Here is a 21,533-nt window from a genome sequence, read left to right as displayed (position 1 = left end):
CGCCGATGTTGCCGCGGCCCGCTGACCGGGCTCCTACCGTCCGCTGACCGCCCGCCGCCAGGCGATCAGCCGGTCAGCTTCCGCACCTGCTGGACGACCACCAGGACGGTCAGCGTCCCGAAGAACGCCACCGACCAGACCAGCGCCCCCAGCCGGTACGACCTGACCTTGATCGCCTCCGGCAGCGCCCGCCGGTTCAGCACGATCAGCAGGATCGAGTACACGAACATCATCACCGCCGCGAAGCACGCCGAGAACACCAGCAGGATCAGCGGCTGGTCGAGCCCGAGCAGCAGGATCGCGATCCCGACCAGCGTCATCGCCCAGACGGTGACGAAGTACACCCGGTTCACCGACACGGGACGGTCGCGCAGATAGACCGTCTTGATCGTGTCCGAGGCCAGCCGCGAGGTGTAGTCGACGATGCCCATCGCCGAGGCGAACAGGGCCAGCGCGCCGATCAGCCAGAACAGGATCCCGAACCACGTGCCGACCGTGCCCTGCAGCACCTCGCCCTCGACCTTCAGGAAGCCGATGTTGTCCTTGCCCGCCACCTCCGGCCGGCCGAAGACGGTCGAGTAGGCCAGCATCGACATCAGCCCGATCGTCAGGAACGACACCAGCGCGAACGTGGCGCCCTGCTCGGCGTTGGCGAAGCGCCACCACCGGCGCCAGCGCGCCAGGTTGTCGTCGGTCGGCGGGAACTGGAAGCCGGTCGAGGCGGCCGCCTCCTCCTCGCCGGTGACCGGGCTGACCAGGCGCGGGACGTACGCACCCATGCCGAAGCCCTTGTCGCGGATCCAGTTGCTCTGGCACAGGTTCTGGCCGCCGCCCGCGCCGGCGTAGGCGACGGCGCCCATGAGCACGGCGATCCCGAGCTCCCCGGCCGGGAAGCGGGCGCCCACGGTGAGCCCCTTGCCCAGCTCGACCCAGCTGTCGGCGTTGACCGCGAACAGGATCGCGACCACCGCCAGCGTCGCCACCAGGGCGATCTTCACGAAGATCACCCTTTCGAGGGCGGTGTAGATCACCGGCGCCAGCGTCAGACCCAGCGCGATCAGGACGAGCATGCCGATCGCGATCCAGCGCACCCCGCCCGCCCCGGCCCCGGTCAGGTACGTCACCATGGTCGCGGACGTCGTCACCCACCCCGGCCACAGGTTCGAGGCCAGCGTCATCACGACGAAGACCAGCCCCCAATGCCGCCACATCCGGCTGAACCCGGTCAGCGCGGTCTCGCCGGTGGCCAGCGTGTACCGCTCGATCTCCATGTTCAGGAACCACTGGGTGACGATGCCGACCGCCGCGCCCCAGACGAACACCAGCCCCACCTGGGAGGCGATGTAGGGCCAGAGGATGAACTCGCCCGACGCCAGCCCCACCCCCGCCCCGACCAGCCCCGGGCCGATGACGCGCCAGGTCGAGCGGGGAGGGTCGGGCAGGTCGCGGACGGCGACGGACGGCAGGACTCGCGCCGGGACGGTGGGGGTGAAGTCCGTCATGCGGATCTCCTCGGTCGGCTTCCCGTACCGTCACCTTACGCAGATCGCTTACGTCGGTGAACTATCCGGTCAGGGTCACCACGTAGTCCCCTTGGCCGGTGAACCCGTCCACCCGCCCGCCGGACTCCATCAGGCCGCCCAGCACCTCGCGCATCGCCGCGCGCCAGGCCCTGGCCGCCGCCGGGTCGCTCACGCGCAGCCGTTCGACGTCGTGCGGCGTGCCCACCAGCACGACGTCCGCGTCGGCCGGGCGCACGACCGGGCCGGAGCCGTCCTCGGCCAGCACCCGGACGCGGCCCTCGGCCGGTTCCACCCGTGGCCCGAGCGGGCGCTCGTCCAGCGGCCACACCGCCAGCAGGCGGTCGGAGGAGTCGCCCTCGTTGATCGCGTCGGCCATGACGCCGTAGAAGTCGCGCAGGTACTCCTGCGGGCGGGCGCCCAGCTTGACCAGGTTGAACCGGGCGTTGCGGCGGACGAGCGGATCGAAGGTCCAGGTGACGCGGTTCAGGCCCCGATCCAGGCACCACGCCCGCTGGTGCAGCTTGAGCGCGTAGCCGATGCCCCGGCCGATCGAGGCGCCCGTCACGTGGGAGTGCAGCGCGCCCTCCGCCGCCCGGAAGCCCACCGACGCGCCCACCAGCACGTCGTCCTCGTACGCGCCGGCCACGTAGTTGCCGGTGTGCGCGAACCCGGCCATCAACTCGACGCTGATCGGCGCGTTGCCCGGATCGGGCCGCCAGATCTCGTCGAAGAGCCGGAAGACCTGCGCGAACTCGCCCATCTCGTGCAACTCGCGGATGGTCACACCACTCTTGGCCGCCGCCTCGGCGGCCTCCTCCCGGCTCGTCATGCCCCCCACTATGCCCGCCGGACGGCGACATGCCCGCCCGCGGTCCGCGGACGGGCATGTCAGGGACTGCCGGGAATCACTTCACCAGCGGCCCGAGCGTGCGTTCCATGACGCAGTCGTTCTCGAACTTCCTGTCGTAGGACGTCGTGCGGCCGTACCAGTGGCCCCTGACGCGCACGGAGACGGGGGAGTAGTTGCGCGGGCACGCGCCCGGATCGACGTTGAGGTCCTTGACCACGCCGTCGACCTCGTGCAGCTCGGCGCAGGCCGTGCGCGGGCGCGGGTGGGTGCCGCCGTCGGGGTCGCAGGTGAGCCGCATCGCGTACGCGCCGCCGCCGTTGCTGGGCGTGACGGTGATGTACAGCAGCACGCCCGGCTCGTCGTCGGTGGCGGCACCGGCCGGGCTCGCCCCGAACGGGACGACGAGCGCGGCGGACGCGCACAGGGCTAGGGCGGCCGTCCTGCGAGCGGCGGTCAGCACGGATTTCATGGAACCTCCCTGGTCAACGTGCGCCCCGAGAGCGGCGGCGCACGTCAAATGACTACAGGCAGTCACCATATCGATACCACTGGTGAAGGAGTGACAGAATGCTGTCCCCGCCGATCACGCCGCTCCCGCCGACCCGGCCCGGCCGCCCTGCTCGAGGCCGCGACGCCGGGCCCGGGTCGCTCCGGCGTGCGGCCTCGCTCCGGCGCGCGGCCTCGGTCAGCGCGCGGCCTCGATCAAAGTGCGGCCTCGGTCAGCGCACGGCCTCGATCAGGGCGCGGAGGAGGGCTGTGCGGCGTGGCATCTCGGCCACCACCACGTGCTCGTGGTCGGCGTGCGCGCCGCCGCCCACCGCGCCCAGCCCGTCGAGCGTCGGGCAGCCGGCCCCCGCGGTGAAGTTCCCGTCGGAGGCGCCGCCCACCGCCGCGGCGGTCAGCGGGCCCACGTCCAGCCCTGCGGCCAGGTCCTGGGCCAGAGCGTAGAGCGAGGCCGACATCGCGGCTTCGAGCGGCGGCCGGTTGGGGCCCCCTTCGACCTCCAGCCGCGTGCCGGGCACCACGGGGGCCAGCGCCCGCATCGCGGCGTCCACCCGCAGCTGCTCGGCCACCGTGCTCGCCCGCACGTCGACCCCCACCGTCGCCTCGGCCGGGACGGTGTTGAGCGTCGTCCCGCCGCGCAGCACGGTCGGGGTGACCGTCGTGTCACCGGCTCCGAGGGCGGCGATGGCCAGGATCTGGTGCGCCAGCTCGACGCCCGCGTTCGCGCCCTTCTCCGGCTCCAGCCCGGCGTGGGCCGCCTTGCCGCGCACCCGCAGCGTGTACATCGACGTGCCCTTGCGGGACGTCTTCAGCGCGCCGCCGTCCGCGCTGGCCTCCATGACGAACGCGGCGGCCAGCCCCCGCGCGGTGTCCGCGATCAGCGGCGCGGACGTGATCGAGCCCAGCTCCTCGTCACCCGTGATCAACAGCGTGACGCCGTCGAGGGAGCCGAGCCCGGCGAGCGCGTGGAACGTCTGCACCAGCCCGGCCTTCATGTCGAACACGCCCGGCCCGCGCGCCACGCCGTCGACGACCGACCAGGGGTGGGTCGCCAGCGTGCCGATCGGCCAGACGGTGTCGTGGTGGCCGAGCAGCAGCACCCTGGGCGTGCCGAACGACCAGCGCAGATGGGTGACGCCGTCGATCACCAGGAACTCCGGCCGGGCCCCTAGGTAGCGGGCCCCCATCGCGGCCACGACCTCGGCGCTGCGGGCCACGGCCGCGAGGTCACGCGAGAACGACTCGCACAGGACCAGCTCCTCCAGATCGTCGATCATGCCAGCCGCTCTCCGAGGAACCGGTGGACGTTCCCTCCGATGATCTTGGCGACGTCCTTCTCCGGCAGGCCGCGGGCGAGCAGCCCCTCGGTCACCATGGGCAGCCCGACGGGCCCCTCCAGGCCGGGGATCGACGCCTTGGAGTCGAGGTCGTCGGGCTCCAGGTCCTCGCAGCACGGGGGCGTCAGGTCGTCCATGACCTCGCGGATGAAGTCGGGGCCGAGGCCGACGTGGTCGATCCCGGCCACCTGCGCGACGTGCTCGATGTGGTCGAGCAGGCGGTCGAGCGTCATGTCCTCCTTACGCTCGGCCAGGAAGGGGGCGAAGAAGTTCACGCAGACCACGCCGCCCGTGGCGGCGACCGCGCGGAGCTGGTCGTCGGTGAGGTTGCGGTGGTGGTCGCGCAGCGCGCGGGCCGCGGAGTGGGTGGCCATGACCGGCTTGGTCGCCAGCTCCAGCACGTGGGCCACGCCGGACGCGCCGAGGTGCGAGACGTCGAACACCATGCCCAGCCGCTCCATCTCGCTCAGGGCGGCCACGCCGCGGCTGGTCAGGCCGCTGCCGGTGGCGTCCTCGGCGCTGCCGTCGGCCAGCGGGGTACGCCCGAAGTGCGCGATCGAGGCCACTCGCACGCCCAGCCGGTGGACGGTCGAGATCAGCTCGACGCTCTCGTCGAGCCCCGGCATGCTCTCCAGCGCGAGCACCAGAGCGATCTTGCCCTCCGCCAGCGCCGTGTCGATCGCCGAGCCGTCGAGGCAGAGCCGTACGGTGTCGGGGTTGCCCTCCGCGATCACGTGGGCGCACTCGATCATGCGCAGCGTCTGCCGCAGCGCGCCCTCGGGCCGGTACTGGTCGTCGATGAAGACCGGCAGGATCTGCAGGTCGACCCCGCCCTCGACGAGCTGCGGCAGCCACCGCCGGCGGAAGAAGGAGGCCCACTGCTGGGGCGGCCGGGCGGCGACCGCCATGAGGAGATCATTGTGGGTGTCGGCCACGACGGCACGCCGGTGCAGGGGAAGCGTCATGCGAAGGACGTTACCGCGCGCCCCCGACCTGCTCCAATGCGCCTCAAGTCCGATTTTTTGCCCATATCTTGTTCACCGCACCGAAGACGGGACCTCCTCGACCCTCCGGTACGCCCCGCGCGGCGGCCGGGCGGTGAGCCGCCGGTAGAGCGTCGTCGGGCCGGGCCAGTTGTTGGTGACCCGTCCCTCGGCCGTCTTGTACCAGCTCCGGCACCCCTCGCCCCACACCATGCGGTCCATCGCCGCGTCGAGCTGCCTGGTCCAGGCGGCCATCGCCTCGGGACGCACCTCGATCGGCCCCTGCTCGGCCACCCGCGCCAGGCACGCCATGACGTGCCGCACCTGGCACTCGATCATGTAGATGATCGAGTTGTGCCCGAGGTTCGTGTTCGGGCCGTAGAGCAGGAACATGCTGGGGAAGCCGGGCACCGAGATGCCGAGATAGGCGTGCGCGCCGTCGCGCCACTGCTCGGCCAGCGACCGCCCGCCGAGCCCGGTGACCTCCATCGGGGCCAGGAACTCGGTGCTCAGGAAGCCGGTGGCGTACACGATCGTGTCGGCCTCGCGCAGCCCCTCGGCGGTCTCCACGCCCTTCGGCCCGATCCGGACGATCGGATCGGTGACGACGTCGACGTCCGGCCTGGTCAGCGCCGGGTAGAAGGCGCTGTCGATGACGACGCGCTTGCAGCCGGGCGGATAGCCGGGCGTCAGCTTCGCCCGCAGGACGGGGTCGGGGACCTGGGCGCGCAGGTGGGCCAGGGCACGCTTCTTCAGCAGGCCGGAGCTCCAGCCCTCGGCCAGGGCCGGGTAGAGCGTGGCCTCGGCGTACCGATAGATCCACTCGCGGTAGGCCCGCTGGAGGCCCGGGACGTAGTGGAAGGCCAGCCGGGCGAGCGGGCCGAAGGTGGCGTCGGGCTTGGGGATCACCCAGTTGGGCGTGCGCTGGAAGACGTCGAGGTGCGCGGCCCGCTCGGCGACGGCCGGAATGAGCTGGGCCGCCGACGAGCCGCTGCCGATCACGGCGACGCGGCGGCCGGTGAGGTCGTGGTCGTGGTTCCAGCGGGCCGAGTGGAAGGAGACGCCCTCGAAGTCGGACATGCCGGGGATCTCGGGCAGGTGCGGGCGGTTGAGCTGGCCCACGCTCATGACGACCACGTCGAACGCCTCGGTGCGCTCGCCGCCGTCGTGGGTGCTGGTGACCTGCCAGCGGCGGCCGTCGAAGACCGCTCGCCGTACTTCCGCACCGAAGCGGATTTTTCGCCTGACGTCGTATTTATCGGCGCAATGCTCTAGATAGGCGAGGATTTCGGGTTGGGCTGGGTAGCGGCGGGTCCAGCTCGCGTACTTCTCGAACGAGTACGAGTACAGGTGCGAGGGGATGTCGCAGCCCGCGCCCGGATAGCTGTTGTCCCGCCACGTGCCGCCGAGGTCGGCGGCCTTCTCGAAGACCGTGAAGGAGCCGATCCCGGCGCGCCGCAGCCGGATCGCCATGCACAGGCCGCCGAAGCCCGCTCCGATGATCGCGACGCTGGGTGCCATGCCGTCCTCCGCGAAGTCAGGATCCACTTACAGTACGCCGAACCGCGTTCTGGCGACACCCTCCGCCACGCCCCGCGCGACCCTTCCGCGGGCCGGTAGTCTGCGCAGGTGGCTGCTGTGACGCTGACTGAGGTGATCGAGGTGCTCGAGGCGGCCTACCCGCCCGCCCGGGCCGAGTCGTGGGACGCGGTGGGGCTGGTCTGCGGCGACCCCGCCCAGCGGGTGCACAAAGTGCTGTTCGCCGTCGATCCGGTTGCGGTCGTGGGCGAGGAGGCCCTCGACTGGGGCGCCGACCTGATCGTCACCCACCATCCGCTCTACCTGCGCGGCACCACCAGCGTGGCCGCCACCACGCCCAAGGGCCGCCTGATCCACCGCCTGATCAAGCACGAGGTCGCCCTCTACACCGCCCACACCAACGCCGACACCGCCAACCCAGGCGTCTCCGACGCCCTGGCCAGGGCCGTCGGCCTGACCGGCGACCTCGTACCGCTCCAGCCCTTCCCCGACGACCCCTGGCGCGGCCTGGGCCGCATCGGCGAGCTGCCCGAGCCCACGACGCTGGGGGAGTTCGCCGCGCAGGCCGCCAAGGGGCTGCCGCGCACCGCCGGCGGCCTGCGCGTGGCGGGCGACCTGGCCCGGCCGGTCTCGCGCGTCGCGGTCAGCGGCGGCGCGGGCGACTCGCTGCTCGGCGCGGCCAGGTCCGCGGACGTCGACGTGTTCCTCACGGCCGACCTACGGCACCACCCGGCCGGTGAGTTCGTCGAGTCCGGTGGCCCCGCCCTGATCGACGCCGCCCACTGGGCCACCGAGTGGCCCTGGCTCGACAGCGCGGCGTCCATCCTGCGCTCCAGTGGCGTTACCGTTGAAACGCGCGTCTCCGCCACGGTCACCGATGCTTGGACAAGAGGATATTGATCATGAAAGCAGCCCCTGAGGCCCAGAAGCGACTGCTCGACCTGGCAGAGCTCGACTCCGTGATCGACCGGCTGGCGCACCGCCGGCGCACCCTGCCCGAGCTGGCCGAGATCGACGAGCAGTCCAAGCGCCTGGCCCGGCTCGTCACCCAGGTCATCGAGGCCGAGACCGAGGCCGGCGACCTCGCGCGCGAGCAGACCAAGGCGGAGAACGACGTCGACGCCGTGCGCACCCGCGCCGACCGCGACCAGAAGCGCCTCGACTCCGGCGCCGTGACCTCGCCCCGCGACCTGGCGAGCCTGCAGTCCGAGATCGCCTCGCTGCAGAAGCGCCAGGGCGACCTGGAGGAGGTCGTGCTGGAGATCATGGAGCGCAGGGAGGCGGCCGACAGCAAGGTCACCGACCTGGTCGCCCAGCGCGACGAGGTGGCCGCCACCCGCGCCGCCGCCGAAGACCGCCGTGACGCCGCGCTGACCGAGATCGACAAGGAGGCGGGCGAGGTCCGGGGCCGCCGCGCCGCCGTCGCCGGCGAGATCCCCGCCGACCTGCTCAAGCTCTACGACAAGCTCAAGGAGCAGTACGTCGTGGGCGCCGCAATGCTGCACGGCGGGCGTTGCCAGGGCTGCAAGGTGGCCCTGTCCATCGCCGAGATGAACAGCATCAAGGCCGCCCCCCACGACGAGGTGCTGCGCTGCGAGGAGTGCCGGCGGATCCTGGTCCGCACCCCGGAGTCCGGCCTGTGACGTCCTACGTCATCGAGGCCGACGGCGGCTCGCGCGGCAACCCGGGTCCCGCCGGCTACGGCGCGGTCGTCCGGGACGCCGCCGACGGCCAGGTGCTGGCCGAGGCCGCCGAGGCGATCGGCGTCGCGACCAACAACGTGGCCGAGTACCGGGGGCTGATCGCCGGGCTGACCGCCGTGCTGGGGGTGGGCGGCGAGGGCGCCGAGGTGGCCGTGCGGATGGACTCCAAGCTGGTCATCGAGCAGATGGCCGGCCGCTGGAAGATCAAGAACGAGGGGCTGCGTCCGCTCGCCCTTGAGGCCGGCGCGCTGGCCAGGCGGCTGCGGGTGGTCGAGTGGACCTGGATCCCGCGCGAGCACAACAAACACGCCGACCGGCTGGCCAACGAGGCCATGGACGCCGCCGCCAAGGGCCTGACCTGGAAGGCGGGCGGCACCCACGACACCGGCGCGCCGGGGGCCGTCCCGGCTGCCGCCGTGCCCGCGGCCCGCACACCGGCGCCGGTCGTCGAGCAGACCGACCTCCTCGACGCGGGCGCCATCGCCGAGCTGTCGGCCCCCACGGCGTCCGTGGCCGCCGCCCAGCAGCGTTCCAAGGGCACCGGCTGGGCCCCGCCCACCCGCGTGGCCACCTCGCTGCTGCTGCTCAGGCACGGCGAGACGCCACTGTCGGTCGAACGCAGGTTCTCCGGTCTCGGCGACGCCGAGCTCACCGCCAACGGGCTGGCCCAGGCGGCGGCGGCCGCCGACCGGTTGTCGCGGGAGCCGTACCGGCCGGACGTCATCGTCTCCTCGCCGCTCAAGCGGGCCAGGCAGACGGCCGAGGCCGTGGCCCAGCGCACCGGGCTCGACGTCGAGATCGACGAAGACCTCAGGGAAGCCGACTTCGGCGCCTGGGAGGGGCACACGTTCACCGAGGTGCAGCGCGAGTGGCCCGCCGAGCTGGCCGCTTGGCTGGCCGGCCCCGACGCCGCGCCGCCCGGCGGCGAGAGCTTCGCCACGGCGGCCCGCCGCGTCCAGGCGGCGGGGGAGCGGCTGGTGGAGCGCTACGAGGGCAAGACCGTCCTCGTCGTCTCCCACGTGACCCCGATCAAGATGTTGCTGCGCGACGCCCTCACGGCGCCTCTGGGCGCGCTCTACCGGATGCACCTCGACCTGGCCTGCCTGTCACTGATCGAGTACTACGCCGACGGCCCTGCCGTGGTGAAGTCCTTCAACGACACCGCCCACCTCCGTTGAAGACGGCCGGTGACGCGACCCGTTCGCGTTGAGCGCGGCGGTGGCGAAGCCGTGCCGCGACCGCCCCGCCGGCGTTGAGCCCGGCGGCGATTTCGTGCTTCGAGCAGCCTGCGGGCGTTGAGCGCGGCCGCGCCGGGAGCCGCCAGAACATCCCGGCGCGGCCGCTGCTGCCTCCGCCCCCCTCAGGCGGTGACATGCCCATCCCACCCAATCGATCTTGCGACTCGGTTGGGAACGGCTTGAGGTTTGATAACCTCCCTGAAGACGAGTCGGCCGGGCGGCCGCGTCGGGCCTTCGGGCCCGCCGAGGAAGGTCCGGGCTCCACAGGGCAGGGTGGTCGGTAACGCCGACCCGGGGTGACCCGCGGGACAGTGCCACAGAAAGCAGACCGCCTCCCACCTCGGTGGGAGGTGAGGGTGAAAGGGTGGTGTAAGAGACCACCAGCGCCCACGGTGACGTGGGCGGCTAGGTAAACCCCACCCGGAGCAAGGTCAAGAAGGGACGCTCTCCGGAGCGTTCCGCGCGCGACGTTCGAGGGCTGCCCGCCCGAGCCGCGCGGGTAGACCGCTTGAGGCCGCCGGCAACGGCGGCCCTAGATGGATGGTCGCCCCTTCGTTCGCGAAGGACAGAACCCGGCCTACAGGCCGGCTCGTCTCTCACCTCCCAGTTCCTGGGCCTCGCGGCCGTGCACGATCAGGGCGTACAGCACGAGTACGTCCACCGCGATGACCGCGAGCGACCACCACGGGTTGACCGCGATCCAGGTCAGCTGCGTCATCGCGTTGATCATGACGAGGACCACCGCCACGACGCGGGCCCAGGTCTGACCCACGGTCACCGCGATACCGGTCAGGAGCAGGACGATCCCGAACAACAGGTGGATCCAGCCCCAGGTGCCGACGTTGAAGAACAGCAGGCGGGATGGTGTGCGGACGAACAGCCCGCTGTTGATCACCGCGTAGAGACCGGTGATGATGTTGAACACGCCGGCCATGATCATGAGCATGCCGGCGAACCATACCCAGCCCACCCAGCCCGTGACGGGCCTGCTCTGGTACGTCATGTCGAACCCTCCCCCGTGAGTTCACGTACACCAGCAGTCACCTGCCCATCGAGTTGAGCTGTATGCGTCTTCCCAGCTCACAAGGTTTCGACGACGCGTCAGGCGCCCGGCGGCGAGGGTTGAAGCCCAACCGCCTCCGGGGACGCCTGACAGCCTCGGCACCCTGACGACGCCTCAGCCGGGCCCCGACGGCGTCTCCACCGAGGCCCTGGCGGCGCTTTCGGGGTCAGGCGGAGCGGGCGTCCCAGGCGGCGAGGATGGCGGCCTCCTTCTCCGGGGCCATCCCGTGGACCATCCTTCGCCCGTAGGAACGCTGCTCCTCCGGGATCTCCCGCAGCCACGCCCACGTGTCACGCACGGTCTCCGCGACCGGACGCGCCCGCAGCCCCGCCGCCTCGGCCTTGCCCGTCGGCACGCTCCAGAAGTTGTCGTTCTCCTCCGATCGCGGCCCGCCCCACAGCGGCAGCTCCACGAACGCCCCGGCCCCCTGCGCGACCAGGAACTCCGCGTCCATCCAGACGAACTCCGCGTCGGACCCGGTGACCTGCTTGCACAGCTCCAGCCACTCGCCGTAGGTGGTGTTGCCCGCCGGGCCGGTCACTGCGAAACGGCCGGCGACGCCCCGCTCGGCCTGGTCGAGGGTGAAGATGGCGACGTCGCGGGCGTCGACGAGCTGCATCGGCTCGGCGGGATCGCCGGGCGCCAGCACCCGGCCGCCGCGCGAGATGCGGGTCAGCCACCAGGGCAGCCGGGCCACGTTCTCGTAGGGGCCGAGGATCAGCCCAGGCTGGATGATCAGCGCGTTGCCGTCGAAACCCTGCTCGACCGCCCGCTCGCACCCGGCCTTCAGCACGCCGTAGTCGCCGTCGTCGGGACCGGCGTCGGGCTCGCACGGCCATCCGCCGGTCTCCTCGGTCGCGGCCTTGGCGGGGAACCCGTCGAGGGCCGAGACGCTGGAGATGAACGCGTACGTCGCCGCCCGGCCCGACAGCGCCCGCACCGACTCGCCCACCACCCGCGGCACATACCCGGACGTGTCCACCACGAAGTCCCACGACCGGCCGTCGGCCAGCCGCTCCAGGTCGGCGACGGACTCCCGGTCGCCGCGCACGGTCTCCACGCCCGGCACGTCGCCGCCGCTCTGCCCTCTGTTGAACGTCGTGACCTCATGGCCACGCGCCAACGCCTCTTCCGCGATGGCGCGCCCCAGGAACCCCGTGCCGCCGATGAGCAAAATCTTCATGAACCCATCTTCGGCGCCCGGCGGGGCGCGGGCTCACAACTTCACGGAGAGCGAAGACCGCAGCGGCGGCACCAGGTGCACGCGCGCCGACCCGATGTCGAAGTACAGGCCCACCAGCTCCAGCTTGCCCGCCCTGACCTGCTCGTCGACCTTCCGGTAGGTGCGCAGGTTCTCCAGCTGCTGCTGGACGTTCACCCGGCACAACACGTCGAGGGCCCCCTTGTGCAGCCGGTCGCCCTCGGTCTCGATGAACCTGGCCAGGCTGTGGTTCCCGTGCCGCAGCCACCGCCGCAGCCCCGGCAGGCTGCCGGCCTGCACCCCGGCGCTGAGCACCCCGGCCATGGCCCCGCATCCCGAATGCCCGCACACGGTGATCGTGCGCACGCCGAGCACCTGCGTGGCGTACTCGATCGCGGCCACCACCGAGTCGTCGTGCGGCTCGGAGCCGCGGCGCGGCACCAGGTTGCCGATGTTGCGCACGGTGAACAGGTCGCCGGGACCGCTCGCCGTGATCAGGCTGGGCACGATCCGGGAGTCGGCGCACGTGATGAACAGGTGGGTCGGCTGCCGCTTGTGCGCGAGCTCGGTGAAGATCGGCCGGACCAGCGGCGCAGTGGTGCGGTGGAAGTCGCGCGCCCCCTCGGTGCAGGTCACCGGGGTCGAGCCGCCGTCGTCGGGGATGGCGCGGCGCTGCGGGCGGGTCCGCCGCTGCGCCCATGGCACCCATCGCCGGTCCGGCGACCTGCCGGGGTACGCGCGGGCCCCGCCGGCCGCCAGCGTGTACCACTCGTCGTGCGGCTCGTCGAGGTCGACCGTGCCGCCCGCCTGCTCGTGGTCCAGCCGCCAGGAGTGGATGGCCTCGAAGGCCGCGTTGTCCATGAAGTCGATGGTGAGGTCGAGGTCGACCGGCGTGCCCGAGGGGATCGACCGCAGCTCGTGCGTCAGCCTGGGCACGCCGAGGAACGTCAGCGAGCCGCTGATCGTCACGTGCAGCCGGCCGTCCGGCTCCTCGCGCCTGCGCACGCTCACCCAGGTCAGCCGGCGCAGCGCCAGCAGCGCGGCCAGCGCCGCCCCCGCCAGCACCCCCTCGGCCAGGCCCAGCACGATCACGGTCGCCGCCGTCACCGCGTAGACCGGCACCTCGCCGTGCCCGCGGCCCTTCCTGACGCGCGCCAGCCCCACCATCCGCACGCCGGTGAACACCAGCAGCGCCGCCAGCGCCTCCAGCGGGATCAGCCGCACCGACCAGCCGAAACCCACCGCGAAGCCCAGCACCCACACCCCGTGCAGGATCGCCGCCGACCGGGTGCGCCCGCCCGCCCGCACGTTCGCCTCCGTACGGACGACGCCGCCGGCGATCGGCAGCCCGCCCAGCGCCCCCGACACCATGTTGGCCACGCCCTGGCCGGTCAGCTCCTGGTCGAGGTCGGCGCGGCGGCCGGGGTGCGTCCCGTCGGCGGCGGACGCGCACAGCAGCGACTCGACGCTGCCCAGCAGCGCGACGAGCAGCACCGCGCCCACGATCGTGTGCCAGTCGGCGGACGGCAGCACGGGGAATCCCCACCCGGAGAAGCTGCCCGCCAGGTCGATGTGGGTGACGTCCCAGCCGGCCAGCCAGGCGACGGCCGCCGTGGCGGGCAGCGCGACCAGCGGCGCGGGCACCACCCTGACGCGGGCCGGCAGCCGCGTCCACGACGCCAGCACCACGATCGTGAACAGGCCCAGCGCGACCTTGTGCCCGTGCAGGCCGGCGATCTGGCCGGGCAGTTCGGCGAGGTTGGCCAGGGCCGACAGCTGGGGCTGCCCGCCGAGGACCACGTGGAGCTGGGAGAGCGCGAGGATCACGCCGACCGCGGCCAGCAGGCCGCGCAGGACCGCGGGGGAGACGGCCGGGACGACCCGCGCGGCCTTGACCACGCCGAGCACGAGCTGGACGACCCCCGCCAGCAGCGTGATCATGCACGTGGCCCGCCAGCCGTGCATCCGCACCAGCTCCACGACCACCACGGACACCCCTGCCGCGGGCCCGCTCACCTGGACGGCCGACCCGCCCAGCGACCCGGCCACGACCCCGCCCACGACGGCGGCGATGAGCCCGGCCGCCGGGGGGGCGCCCGAGGCCGCCGCGATGCCCAGGGAGAACGGGACTGCGACGAGGAAGACCACGAGCGAAGCGGGTAGATCATGCCGTAGCGTACGCAACCAGCTACTGAGGGTATCGCCGATCATGTCGGAAACCCTAGTGGTGCGCCACCCCCGCTTTAGGGGGTCGTCGCGGGGGTTTTACTCATTCGGTAAGGGGCCGGAGATCACCGGTAGTAGTCGTTGTAGTCCTGCTCGGGAGCCCGGCGACGGCCGCCGCCTTTGTCGGACTGGCCCGGAGCGGCCGCGCCCTGCGACTGCCCGCCGTACGTCGGCCAGTCGGCCGTGCCGGACGGCGGCTCGGGCCAGGCAGGGCCGGGGCCGGCGGCGGTGAAGTCGCCGGTCTCGTACGCGATGGAGGACGGCGCGGGCGGCACCGGCGGAGCCGACAGGACGTCGTCGTAGGCCGAGACCGCGCGGGCGGGCACGGTCGGCGTACCGGTGGCCGGAGAGGGGCCGGTGATGGGCGAGCCGGAGTCGTCGGCCACGGCCCAGCCGGCGCGCACCTCGTACGAGGCCGGGAACGCGGCGGCCGGCGAGGCGGTGGCGGCGGGCTGCTCCACGAAGGCGGGCCAGGAGCTCGCCGGGCCGCCGTAGGAGGCGGGGGAGGGGTCGTCGAGGATGTCGGGCGAGGCGGCGGGCCAGGAGCCGGAGGTGGCCGCGGCGGGCGCGCCCGTCCAGGTGGTCTCAAGAGCGTCGGCCGCGTTGTTGGCGGCGTTGTTGTACGCGGGGAACGGGTCGCTGGTCGGCGCGCCGTGGATCGGCGCGACAGGCGCGACCGGGAAGGACCCGCTGGAGGTCACGCCTGCGTAGGACCCGCCGCCGGCGGCCGGGTTGGCGGGGAACGAGCCGCCCGCTGCCGGGACGGCCGGATGGGCGCCGCTCGCGGGCAGGGGCTCGGGGCGGGAGGCCGGCACGACCGGCTGGGCGCCGCCGAGGAGGCTGAGCACGTCGGGCGTGGGCGCCGCGAACGTCACCGTGCGCTGGTCGGCCATGTCGGAGGCGGAGGGGGTGGGTCGCTTGGCGGGCTCCACCAGGTCGGCGAGGTTGGCCGCGGCTGCGGCGGGCTGGCGCTGGGGCAGCGGGGCCTGGACGGTGGCGGCGTTGGGGTCGGCCGCGGCGGCCACGGGCTTGGGCTTCGCGGGACGCTCACGGCGCTCGGCGGGCTGCTCACGCTCGACGGGACGGGAGGCGCCCTTCCTGGCCGCCACGGTGCCGCCGGCGCCGAAACCGCCCTCCTCGGCGTCGCTGCGGATGTTCGCCCAGAACTCCTCGTCCTCGTGGTCGGTGGTCGGGTTGCCCCACTCGTCGACGCCACGCCTGCCACGCTGGCCGGTGCGCACCGGCTTCGGCTTCACCTCGTCGATCGGGGAGAAGTCAGGGCTGAAATTGGCCATGCGCGGTTCGTGCGCGGCGAACTCGTCGGTGGACCGGGCGTGCGTCATCTCCTCCTTCTCGGCCATCTCCTTCAGCCGTTCCGGAGGGAGAGAGCTCTCCCGGCGGTTCATGGAACGCATGCCCAGTGCCACGACGACGAGCACGAGGAGCACGACAGCGACCAAGCTCACGACGACCGCGATCATTGCACCACCCTCAAAGCCATGGCCTCCCTGTGGCATCGGTGAGATCGCGCGGCCATCGACGCGATCTGCCCCCTTTGATCACCAATGCCTAACAATTGGATCTGATTCTGTCGGACCACTATGAGAGTTGTCACACCCTACGCAAAGAATTGGTCCATCCGGTCTACCTGCGGTGATCGACCTGTCACTGGATGTTCACCGCCGTCAGCCGGCCCCGGGCGATCGTGTGGTCGGCGATCTCCTTCAAGATCTCGGGGAGGCCGCCCTCCTTCGCCTCGACCTTGTCGTTCAGCGTGTAGACGGTGAACCGGTAGCTGCCCGGAGAGTTGCAGGGCGGTTCGTAGCCCGCCTTCCCACTGGTCACCGTGGCCTGGCCGGAGCCCTCGGGGGGACTCTCGGCGGCACCCGGCCCCAGCTCGGTCGTGGTCGCCGGGATGTTGTAGAGCACCCAGTGAACGGCCGATTCGGAGGGAGTATGGGAATCGACCACGATCGCGATCGACTTCGCCTTCGGCAAGGGTTCGCTGGACCAGCGCAGCGGCGGGCTGCCCTGGCGGCCTCGGCAGGAGAACTCGCTCGGCAGCGGCATGCCGTCGCGCAACTCGGGGCTCGAGACGTTGATCTCCGCGATCTCCTTGGCCTGGGATCTTCCGATGCCCAGGGCGGCGCAACCTGACAGGGTGAGCGCGAAAGCCACCACTGTCACACTGACAGCGGCCCGCCTCACACGTGATGCCGTGTTACACAGCCCCATGCCGGATGATGCTACGCGGCTCTCGGCGGTGCGCAGACCGTTTCCCGATGGTCGGTCGTCGGTAAAGGAGCCGAAACAGGCCAGAATGCGGGGATCCTGGGGGTGAAGTTGGCCACAGGGACGCCGTCGGCGGTGGCCCACGGGTGGCGATCCGATGACCTTCCTGGCCTGCCCGTTCCCCGGGACGGGCGGCGCGGTCGCGGCGCGCGGGCTCACAGGACAAAACGGGCATGGTTTCGGACGGCGCCCGGCACGCAAAATTCAGCTGCGCCGGACGAGGCAGATGTGCTTCGCACGGGGGTGCGGCTGCCCAGATCTCTGCGCCTTTTGGAAGGGCGGCGGCTGCCTTTGGTTTGCGGGCGGGGTGGCTGCCGCGTCGCTGTGGCTTGCGGGGCGGACGGCGGCTGCCACGCTTCGTGAGGGCGTTTCGCGCGTGGTGCGGTAACGCGCCGCCGGGCCTGGATGGCACGAACGTGGCGCCGCCGACGTGGCCCAGCTCGACAGCCTGCGGCCGGCCGCCACCGAGCATGCACCCGCCGCCCCCGGCCGGCCGTCCGACACGCCGCGCCGCCCGTCCGATCTTTACCTGCCGCCGGGTGGTGCACGCGGGGGCTGCGCAATGCCGTCGTGGCAGGCAGTGGCGCTCCTCGGCCGGGCCGGACTCCCTTCGGCTCTTGGCCTATGACCTTCCGAGCAGCCTGAGCGTCGTCTGTGCCCTCGTGCCCTCGTGCTCTCAGCGGGTGCGGGCCCTGCGCTCCCAAGCCCCAAGCAGAGGGAGCCCCTCGCGCCCCCGTATGCCCCCCGGCGCTGCCCCATGGCCCCCAGCCCCCCGGACCTGCGCCCCCCGGGCCCCGGCCCCCGGGGGGCGGCCCCTCGGCCCCTTGGTTTCTGCTTCCTGGCTCGGGCCTGCCCACCGGTACCGTTTTTCGCCGGTTCACCGGCCTTGGGCTCCGGCGCCCCGAGGGCCGGTCGGCGCTGGCTGCGGGGATGCCTTTCGTGGGTGGCCGTGCTGGGGGACTGGAAGAGATCTTGGGGTCGGGGGCAGATCGTCTTGCGGGGTGTGCGCCCTAAGCTGGTTCTTGTGACGTCAAAAGGCCCACTGCGTGACCCCGCGCACCGCGTCTCGCCCAAGGCCCGCCGCCTGTGGTTGCTGCAGGCGGCGATCGCATTCGTGCTCTTCGTGGGCGGTTCGGCCGTGGTGGCCGGGTGGGTGGGCGGCAGCGGCTGGTCGTGGGTGCCGTCCTGGTTCGCCGCGCGTTCCTGGTTGTTGCCGCTGGTGGTCGGGGTCGTGCTGACGCCGTTCCTGGCGGCGGAGCCGTTCATCAGGTACGCCGTCCACCGCTGGGAGTTGTCGGGCGACGTCGTCTACGCCAGGTCGGGGTTCCTGACCAGGGAGTGGGTGTTCGTGCCGGTGAGCCGCATCCAGACGGTCGACAAGGGCCAGGGGTGGATGGAACGGCTGCTCGGCCTGGCCACGCTGGAGATCCGCACCGCCTCGCACGCGGGGTCGTCCACGATCAAGGGCCTCGATTTCGAGGTGGCGGCCGGGCTCGCCGAACGGCTCGCCCACCGCGCCGAAGAGCTCAGGGACGACGCCACGTGACCCAGCCGCCGCCACCGACTCCTCCGACCATGCCGCCCCCGCCTCCGCCCCCCGCGCCCAGGCGGCTGAGCCCCAAAGTGCTGCTCATCGACCCGGTACGCATGCTGCCCTCGCTGCTGCTGCCCCTGGTCGGCGTGCTGTTCGTGGGCGGCTTCTCGGCCAGGTCCTATGCGTGGGCGGCGTTCGGCGTCGTCGGCACCGTCGTGTTCGCGGTCATCCGCTGGGTCACCTTCACGTACGAGATCGTCGGCGACCGCCTGGAGACCAAGCGGTCGCTCATCAGCCGCTCGATCCGGACCATCCCGCTGGAACGGGTGCGCGGCGTCGACGTGTCCACGCCGCCCATGCACCGCATTCTCGGGCTGGCCGTGCTCAAGGTCGACACGGGCGCGAGCGGCGACGACGAGGAGGCCGCGCTCGACGGCGTCACGCTGGGCGAGGCCGAACGCCTCAAGGCGGTGCTGCTGCGCCGTGCCGTCCAGGTCAGGGAGGCCGAGCACATCCCGGGGCCCGGCCCCGCGCCCGTGAACCGGCCGATCATCGCCGTCCCGCGCCGGTGGCTCCTGTACGGGCCGCTGTCCGGGGCGTACCTGCTCACGCCGTTCGCGCTCGCCGGCGGCGCGGTGGGGCTGGCCTTCCAATGGGGCGACGACCTGGGCTTCGGCCAGGACGCCGCCTGGAGCGCGGGGGAGTGGCTGTGGGAGCACCCCTACCTGCTGCTCGTCGTGGCGCTGCTGCTGGTCGTCGCCATGCCGTTCGTCGGCGGCGTGATGTACGCGGTCTTCAACTGGGACTTCAGGCTCACCCGCCGCGACGGCTACCTCGTGGCCGAACGCGGACTGATCAACCGGCGCAGCGTGTCGCTGGAGTCCCGGCGGGTACGCGGTTACGAGATCGTCGACGGTCTGGCCGAACGCCTGGCCGGGGTCGTACGCGTCTGGGCGATCGTGACCGGGCTCGGCGACTCCGAGACGCGCGGGCAGCTGCTGCCCGACGTGCCGCGCCAGGTCGCCGTCGGCGTCACCGCCGACGCCGTGGGCCCCTTCCGCTCCACCCTGCGCGCCCATCCGCCCGTCGCCCGCAACCGCCGTCTGTTCCGGGCGGTCTTCCCGTGGCTCCTCCTGGCCACGCTGAGCGCCGCCGGGGCGTGGGCCACAGGAATGATGCTCTGGTGGATCCTGACGGTCCTGGCGTTGCTCCTGGCGGGCGCTGGGGTGTTCCTGGGCCTCGACCGGTACGCCTCCCTGGGGCACGGCTACGACGGCGCCCGGCTGGTGGTCCGGTCGGGCTCGTTGCGCCGCGCCGAGGCGGTGATCGAACGCCGGGCCGTGGTGGGCTGGCGGCTTCGCCAGACCTGGTTCCAGCGACGGGCCGGGGTGCTGACGCTGATCGCGGGGGTCGGAGCGGGCAAGGGCGGCTACGACGCGCTGGACGTCTCGGAGGCTCAGGGGGCGGCGTTCCCCGCCGAGGTGACGCCGGAGTGGCTGGCCCCGTTCATGCGGCCCCACACCGTCCCGCCACGGGACTGAACGCCTCCGCCGAACACCGCGGTACTTCCTTCTTGAACGACCGAGGCCGCGCCCTCCTGTCGAGGTGGGCGCGGCCTGCGGTCGCTTGATCGGTTGCGGGTCAGTCCTGGCGGCGGGCGCCGAACATGATCTCGTCCCACGTCGGCACGGAGGCTCGGCGGCCCCGCGAATTCTTGCGCGCCTGACGCGCGGCCGGAGCGGGCGGCGGAGAGGGCACCGGGACGTCGTCCTTGCCTGGGCCCTTGGCGTCGTCCTTGCCGGGACGCGCGGCCGGGACCGGCGGGGTGCCCTTGGGCGCGCCGGGGCCCGGCTTGGGCCTGGGCGCGGGCGCCTTCTTCTCGGCCACCTCGACCTTCTCCGCCGCCTCCTCGGACGCCGCCTCCTCGGACGCTTCCGGCACGGACGTCTCCGGCACGGCCACGTCCTCGGCGGCCATGTCGTCGGTGGCCACGTCCTTGGCGGCGGGCTCCGGTGCCGTCGCCGGGCGCTGCTGCTCGGCGTCCGGGGACTTCGCGGCAGCCGGCTCCGGAGCGGCCGAGGACTCTTGGTCGGTCTCGTCGGCCCGCACGTCCTGCGAGGTGGCGGCTGAGGGCTCGTCGGCCGGTGCGTCCTGGGTGGCAGACGTCTCGGCGGCGGGTGCGTCGGGCGTCGCCGTCTCGGTCGGGGCCGGCTCGGCCTCGGTTGTGGCGTCTGCCTCGGCGCTCGTGGTGGGCTCCGGGGCGTCCTCGGCGGTTGCGGGGGTTGCCGGTGCGCTGTCGGTGGTCGGCTGTGGTGTGGTGGCCTGCGCCTGCGGTGCGGTTGCCGCGTCCTCCGGCTCGGAGGTTGCGGTCGTCGCGTCCTCCGGCTCGGTGGATTCGGGCGTCTTGGGCGTGGGCTCCGCGGCGGTCGGCGCGCTTGACGTCACGTCCGAGGCGGTCGCCTCGGTGGTGGCGGGCGTGGAGTCGGCGGTGGCCACCGTGGGCGCTTCGGTGGGTGCGGCGGCGGAGGAAGCCTCCGCAGCGGCGTCCGGGGCGTCCGTCGCACCGGCCGTCGAGGCGTCCGACGAGGGCGTGGTGGCCTGGGCACTGCCGGTGTCGGAGGTGGTGGCGGCGTCTTCGGGCGCGGGAGAACCGGTGGTGTCGGTCTCGGGCGTGGCGGAGACGGACGCGGTGTCGGCCTCCGGCGTCGTGGAGAGCTGAGCATCCACGGCCGAGCCAGTCGGCTGGGCCTCCGTGGTGGCCGCGGTCTCCTGCTGCACGTCGGCCGTGGCGGAGGGCTCCGGCTGGACGGGCGCCGCGGCGGCGGGCATCGAGGTGGCGGGCTGGGCCGGGACCGGGACGGAAGCGTCGGGCTGGGCCGTGCCCTCCCCGGCGGCCGTCGGCGAGGACGGCGGCGTCACAGGCCCTTCAGGACCGGCCGACGTCGGCAGGACCTCAGGAGCCGCCGACGTGGCGGCGACCTCGGGAGCGGACACCGCCGCCTGCCGACCAAGAGCCTCCGAAGCGGCAGGCGACTGAGCGCCGGCCTCCGGAGCGGCAGGCGACTGGACGCCGGCCTCCGGAGCGGCAGGCGACTGGACGCCGGCCTCCGGAACGGCAGGCGACTGCGCACCCGGCGACGGACTGACCGACGGTTCCCCATCCAGCGACGGGCCGGCCGGTGGCTGTGCGCCAGATGCCGGGGTCGCAGGCGGCTGCGTACCGAAGTCCGAGGCAGCAGGCGGCTGCGGACGGAGGTCCGGGGTGGCAGGTGGCTGCGGGCGGAAGTCCGGGGCGGCGGGTGGCTGGGTGGAGGTCGTGGGTTCGGTGGGTGACGGGTGCGGGGTGAGCGGGCGGGAGGGCGGCGGGGTGGCGGGCGCGTAGATGGATTCGTCGCGTTCGCCCGAGCGGCCGGAGCCGAAGTCGGGCAGCCACGGTGACGTGCCGCCGCGGCGGGAGGACGCGTCCGGAGAGCGGCCGAAGCCGGTCTCGCGGCCCGCGGTCTCCCCGCGCTGGCCCTCAGCGCGCTCCCCACGCTCCCC

General features: G+C 72.7%; 15 protein-coding genes and 1 other RNA gene. 6 read left to right on the top strand and 10 right to left on the bottom strand.

Annotated elements, in window-relative coordinates:
- Positions 1-65 precede the first annotated feature (65 nt).
- The 6 genes from AB0J46_RS09615 to AB0J46_RS09590 all read right to left on the bottom strand — a co-directional run bounded on the left by AB0J46_RS09615 (position 66) and on the right by AB0J46_RS09590 (position 6,718).
- The gene (locus AB0J46_RS09615; RefSeq protein ID WP_364328750.1) at positions 66-1,502 is read right to left on the bottom strand and encodes an Nramp family divalent metal transporter; all 1,437 of its coding nucleotides are present in this window, start codon (positions 1,500-1,502) and stop codon (positions 66-68) included.
- A gap of 61 nt (positions 1,503-1,563) precedes the next feature.
- Positions 1,564-2,352: a GNAT family N-acetyltransferase gene (locus tag AB0J46_RS09610; protein WP_364328747.1), complete on the bottom strand. Its 789-nt coding sequence runs from the start codon at positions 2,350-2,352 to the stop codon at positions 1,564-1,566.
- A gap of 76 nt (positions 2,353-2,428) precedes the next feature.
- On the bottom strand, positions 2,429-2,842 hold the full coding sequence (locus AB0J46_RS09605; RefSeq protein ID WP_364328744.1) for an SSI family serine proteinase inhibitor: 414 nt from the start codon (positions 2,840-2,842) through the stop codon (positions 2,429-2,431).
- Positions 2,843-3,092: 250 nt separating this feature from the next.
- A complete protein-coding gene (locus AB0J46_RS09600) occupies positions 3,093-4,154 on the bottom strand; it encodes a M20 family metallopeptidase (protein ID WP_364328741.1) in 1,062 nt (353 codons plus the stop codon).
- On the bottom strand, positions 4,151-5,179 hold the full coding sequence (locus AB0J46_RS09595) for a membrane dipeptidase (protein WP_364328738.1): 1,029 nt from the start codon (positions 5,177-5,179) through the stop codon (positions 4,151-4,153). The genes AB0J46_RS09600 and AB0J46_RS09595 overlap by 4 nt, the downstream gene beginning before the upstream one ends.
- A gap of 72 nt (positions 5,180-5,251) precedes the next feature.
- On the bottom strand, positions 5,252-6,718 hold the full coding sequence (locus AB0J46_RS09590) for an NAD(P)/FAD-dependent oxidoreductase (RefSeq protein ID WP_364328735.1): 1,467 nt from the start codon (positions 6,716-6,718) through the stop codon (positions 5,252-5,254).
- A gap of 117 nt (positions 6,719-6,835) precedes the next feature.
- Between AB0J46_RS09590 and AB0J46_RS09585 the strand changes: the two genes are divergently transcribed.
- The 4 genes from AB0J46_RS09585 (at position 6,836) to rnpB (ending at position 10,273) form a co-directional block, all read left to right on the top strand.
- Positions 6,836-7,636, top strand: a complete 801-nt coding sequence (locus AB0J46_RS09585) for a Nif3-like dinuclear metal center hexameric protein (RefSeq protein ID WP_358284571.1) — start codon at positions 6,836-6,838, stop codon at positions 7,634-7,636.
- Positions 7,637-7,638: 2 nt separating this feature from the next.
- Positions 7,639-8,379: a C4-type zinc ribbon domain-containing protein gene (locus AB0J46_RS09580; protein WP_364328731.1), complete on the top strand. Its 741-nt coding sequence runs from the start codon at positions 7,639-7,641 to the stop codon at positions 8,377-8,379.
- The gene (locus AB0J46_RS09575; RefSeq protein WP_364328728.1) at positions 8,376-9,617 is read left to right on the top strand and encodes a bifunctional RNase H/acid phosphatase; all 1,242 of its coding nucleotides are present in this window, start codon (positions 8,376-8,378) and stop codon (positions 9,615-9,617) included. Before AB0J46_RS09580 ends, AB0J46_RS09575 begins: the two co-directional genes overlap by 4 nt.
- A gap of 265 nt (positions 9,618-9,882) precedes the next feature.
- Positions 9,883-10,273, top strand: an RNA gene (gene rnpB / locus AB0J46_RS09570) — RNase P RNA component class A.
- 633 nt (positions 10,274-10,906) lie between these two features.
- Here rnpB and AB0J46_RS09565 read toward each other — a convergent pair.
- The 4 genes from AB0J46_RS09565 to AB0J46_RS09550 all read right to left on the bottom strand — a co-directional run bounded on the left by AB0J46_RS09565 (position 10,907) and on the right by AB0J46_RS09550 (position 16,402).
- A complete protein-coding gene (locus AB0J46_RS09565) occupies positions 10,907-11,923 on the bottom strand; it encodes an NAD-dependent epimerase/dehydratase family protein (RefSeq protein ID WP_364328725.1) in 1,017 nt (338 codons plus the stop codon).
- 33 nt (positions 11,924-11,956) lie between these two features.
- On the bottom strand, positions 11,957-14,152 hold the full coding sequence (locus tag AB0J46_RS09560) for a SulP family inorganic anion transporter (RefSeq protein ID WP_364328722.1): 2,196 nt from the start codon (positions 14,150-14,152) through the stop codon (positions 11,957-11,959).
- Positions 14,153-14,232: 80 nt separating this feature from the next.
- A complete protein-coding gene (locus AB0J46_RS09555) occupies positions 14,233-15,633 on the bottom strand; it encodes a hypothetical protein (RefSeq protein ID WP_364328719.1) in 1,401 nt (466 codons plus the stop codon).
- Positions 15,634-15,832: 199 nt separating this feature from the next.
- Positions 15,833-16,402, bottom strand: coding sequence for a YbhB/YbcL family Raf kinase inhibitor-like protein (locus AB0J46_RS09550; RefSeq protein ID WP_364328716.1), 570 nt, complete (start codon positions 16,400-16,402; stop codon positions 15,833-15,835).
- Positions 16,403-17,483: 1,081 nt separating this feature from the next.
- Between AB0J46_RS09550 and AB0J46_RS09545 the strand changes: the two genes are divergently transcribed.
- Both AB0J46_RS09545 and AB0J46_RS09540 read left to right on the top strand, forming a co-directional pair.
- Positions 17,484-18,005 carry a PH domain-containing protein gene (locus AB0J46_RS09545; protein WP_364328713.1) on the top strand — a complete coding sequence of 174 codons (522 nt, stop codon included), beginning with the start codon at positions 17,484-17,486 and terminating at the stop codon, positions 18,003-18,005.
- Positions 18,006-18,034: 29 nt separating this feature from the next.
- The gene (locus AB0J46_RS09540; RefSeq protein WP_364328710.1) at positions 18,035-19,534 is read left to right on the top strand and encodes a PH domain-containing protein; all 1,500 of its coding nucleotides are present in this window, start codon (positions 18,035-18,037) and stop codon (positions 19,532-19,534) included.
- Positions 19,535-21,533 lie beyond the last annotated feature (1,999 nt).

The organism is Nonomuraea sp. NPDC049758, assembly GCF_040674635.1.
Lineage (GTDB): Bacteria > Actinomycetota > Actinomycetes > Streptosporangiales > Streptosporangiaceae > Nonomuraea.
The sequence above is the reverse complement of the archived record's forward strand: the minus strand, read 5'-3'. Positions and strand labels throughout refer to the sequence as shown.

Excerpts from the sequence above, each read along its gene's own strand:
- AB0J46_RS09590 (WP_364328735.1), bottom strand. The coding sequence starts at position 6,718 with ATGGCACCCAGCGTCGCGATCATCGGAGCGGGCTTCGGCGGCCTGTGC.
- AB0J46_RS09610 (WP_364328747.1), bottom strand. The coding sequence starts at position 2,352 with ATGACGAGCCGGGAGGAGGCCGCCGAGGCGGCGGCCAAGAGTGGTGTG.
- AB0J46_RS09550 (WP_364328716.1), bottom strand. The coding sequence starts at position 16,402 with ATGGGGCTGTGTAACACGGCATCACGTGTGAGGCGGGCCGCTGTCAGT.
- AB0J46_RS09540 (WP_364328710.1), top strand. The coding sequence starts at position 18,035 with ATGCCGCCCCCGCCTCCGCCCCCCGCGCCCAGGCGGCTGAGCCCCAAA.
- AB0J46_RS09600 (WP_364328741.1), bottom strand. The coding sequence starts at position 4,154 with ATGATCGACGATCTGGAGGAGCTGGTCCTGTGCGAGTCGTTCTCGCGT.
- AB0J46_RS09565 (WP_364328725.1), bottom strand. The coding sequence starts at position 11,923 with ATGAAGATTTTGCTCATCGGCGGCACGGGGTTCCTGGGGCGCGCCATC.
- AB0J46_RS09605 (WP_364328744.1), bottom strand. The coding sequence starts at position 2,842 with ATGAAATCCGTGCTGACCGCCGCTCGCAGGACGGCCGCCCTAGCCCTG.
- AB0J46_RS09560 (WP_364328722.1), bottom strand. The coding sequence starts at position 14,152 with ATGATCGGCGATACCCTCAGTAGCTGGTTGCGTACGCTACGGCATGAT.
- AB0J46_RS09595 (WP_364328738.1), bottom strand. The coding sequence starts at position 5,179 with ATGACGCTTCCCCTGCACCGGCGTGCCGTCGTGGCCGACACCCACAAT.
- AB0J46_RS09580 (WP_364328731.1), top strand. The coding sequence starts at position 7,639 with ATGAAAGCAGCCCCTGAGGCCCAGAAGCGACTGCTCGACCTGGCAGAG.
- AB0J46_RS09615 (WP_364328750.1), bottom strand. The coding sequence starts at position 1,502 with ATGACGGACTTCACCCCCACCGTCCCGGCGCGAGTCCTGCCGTCCGTC.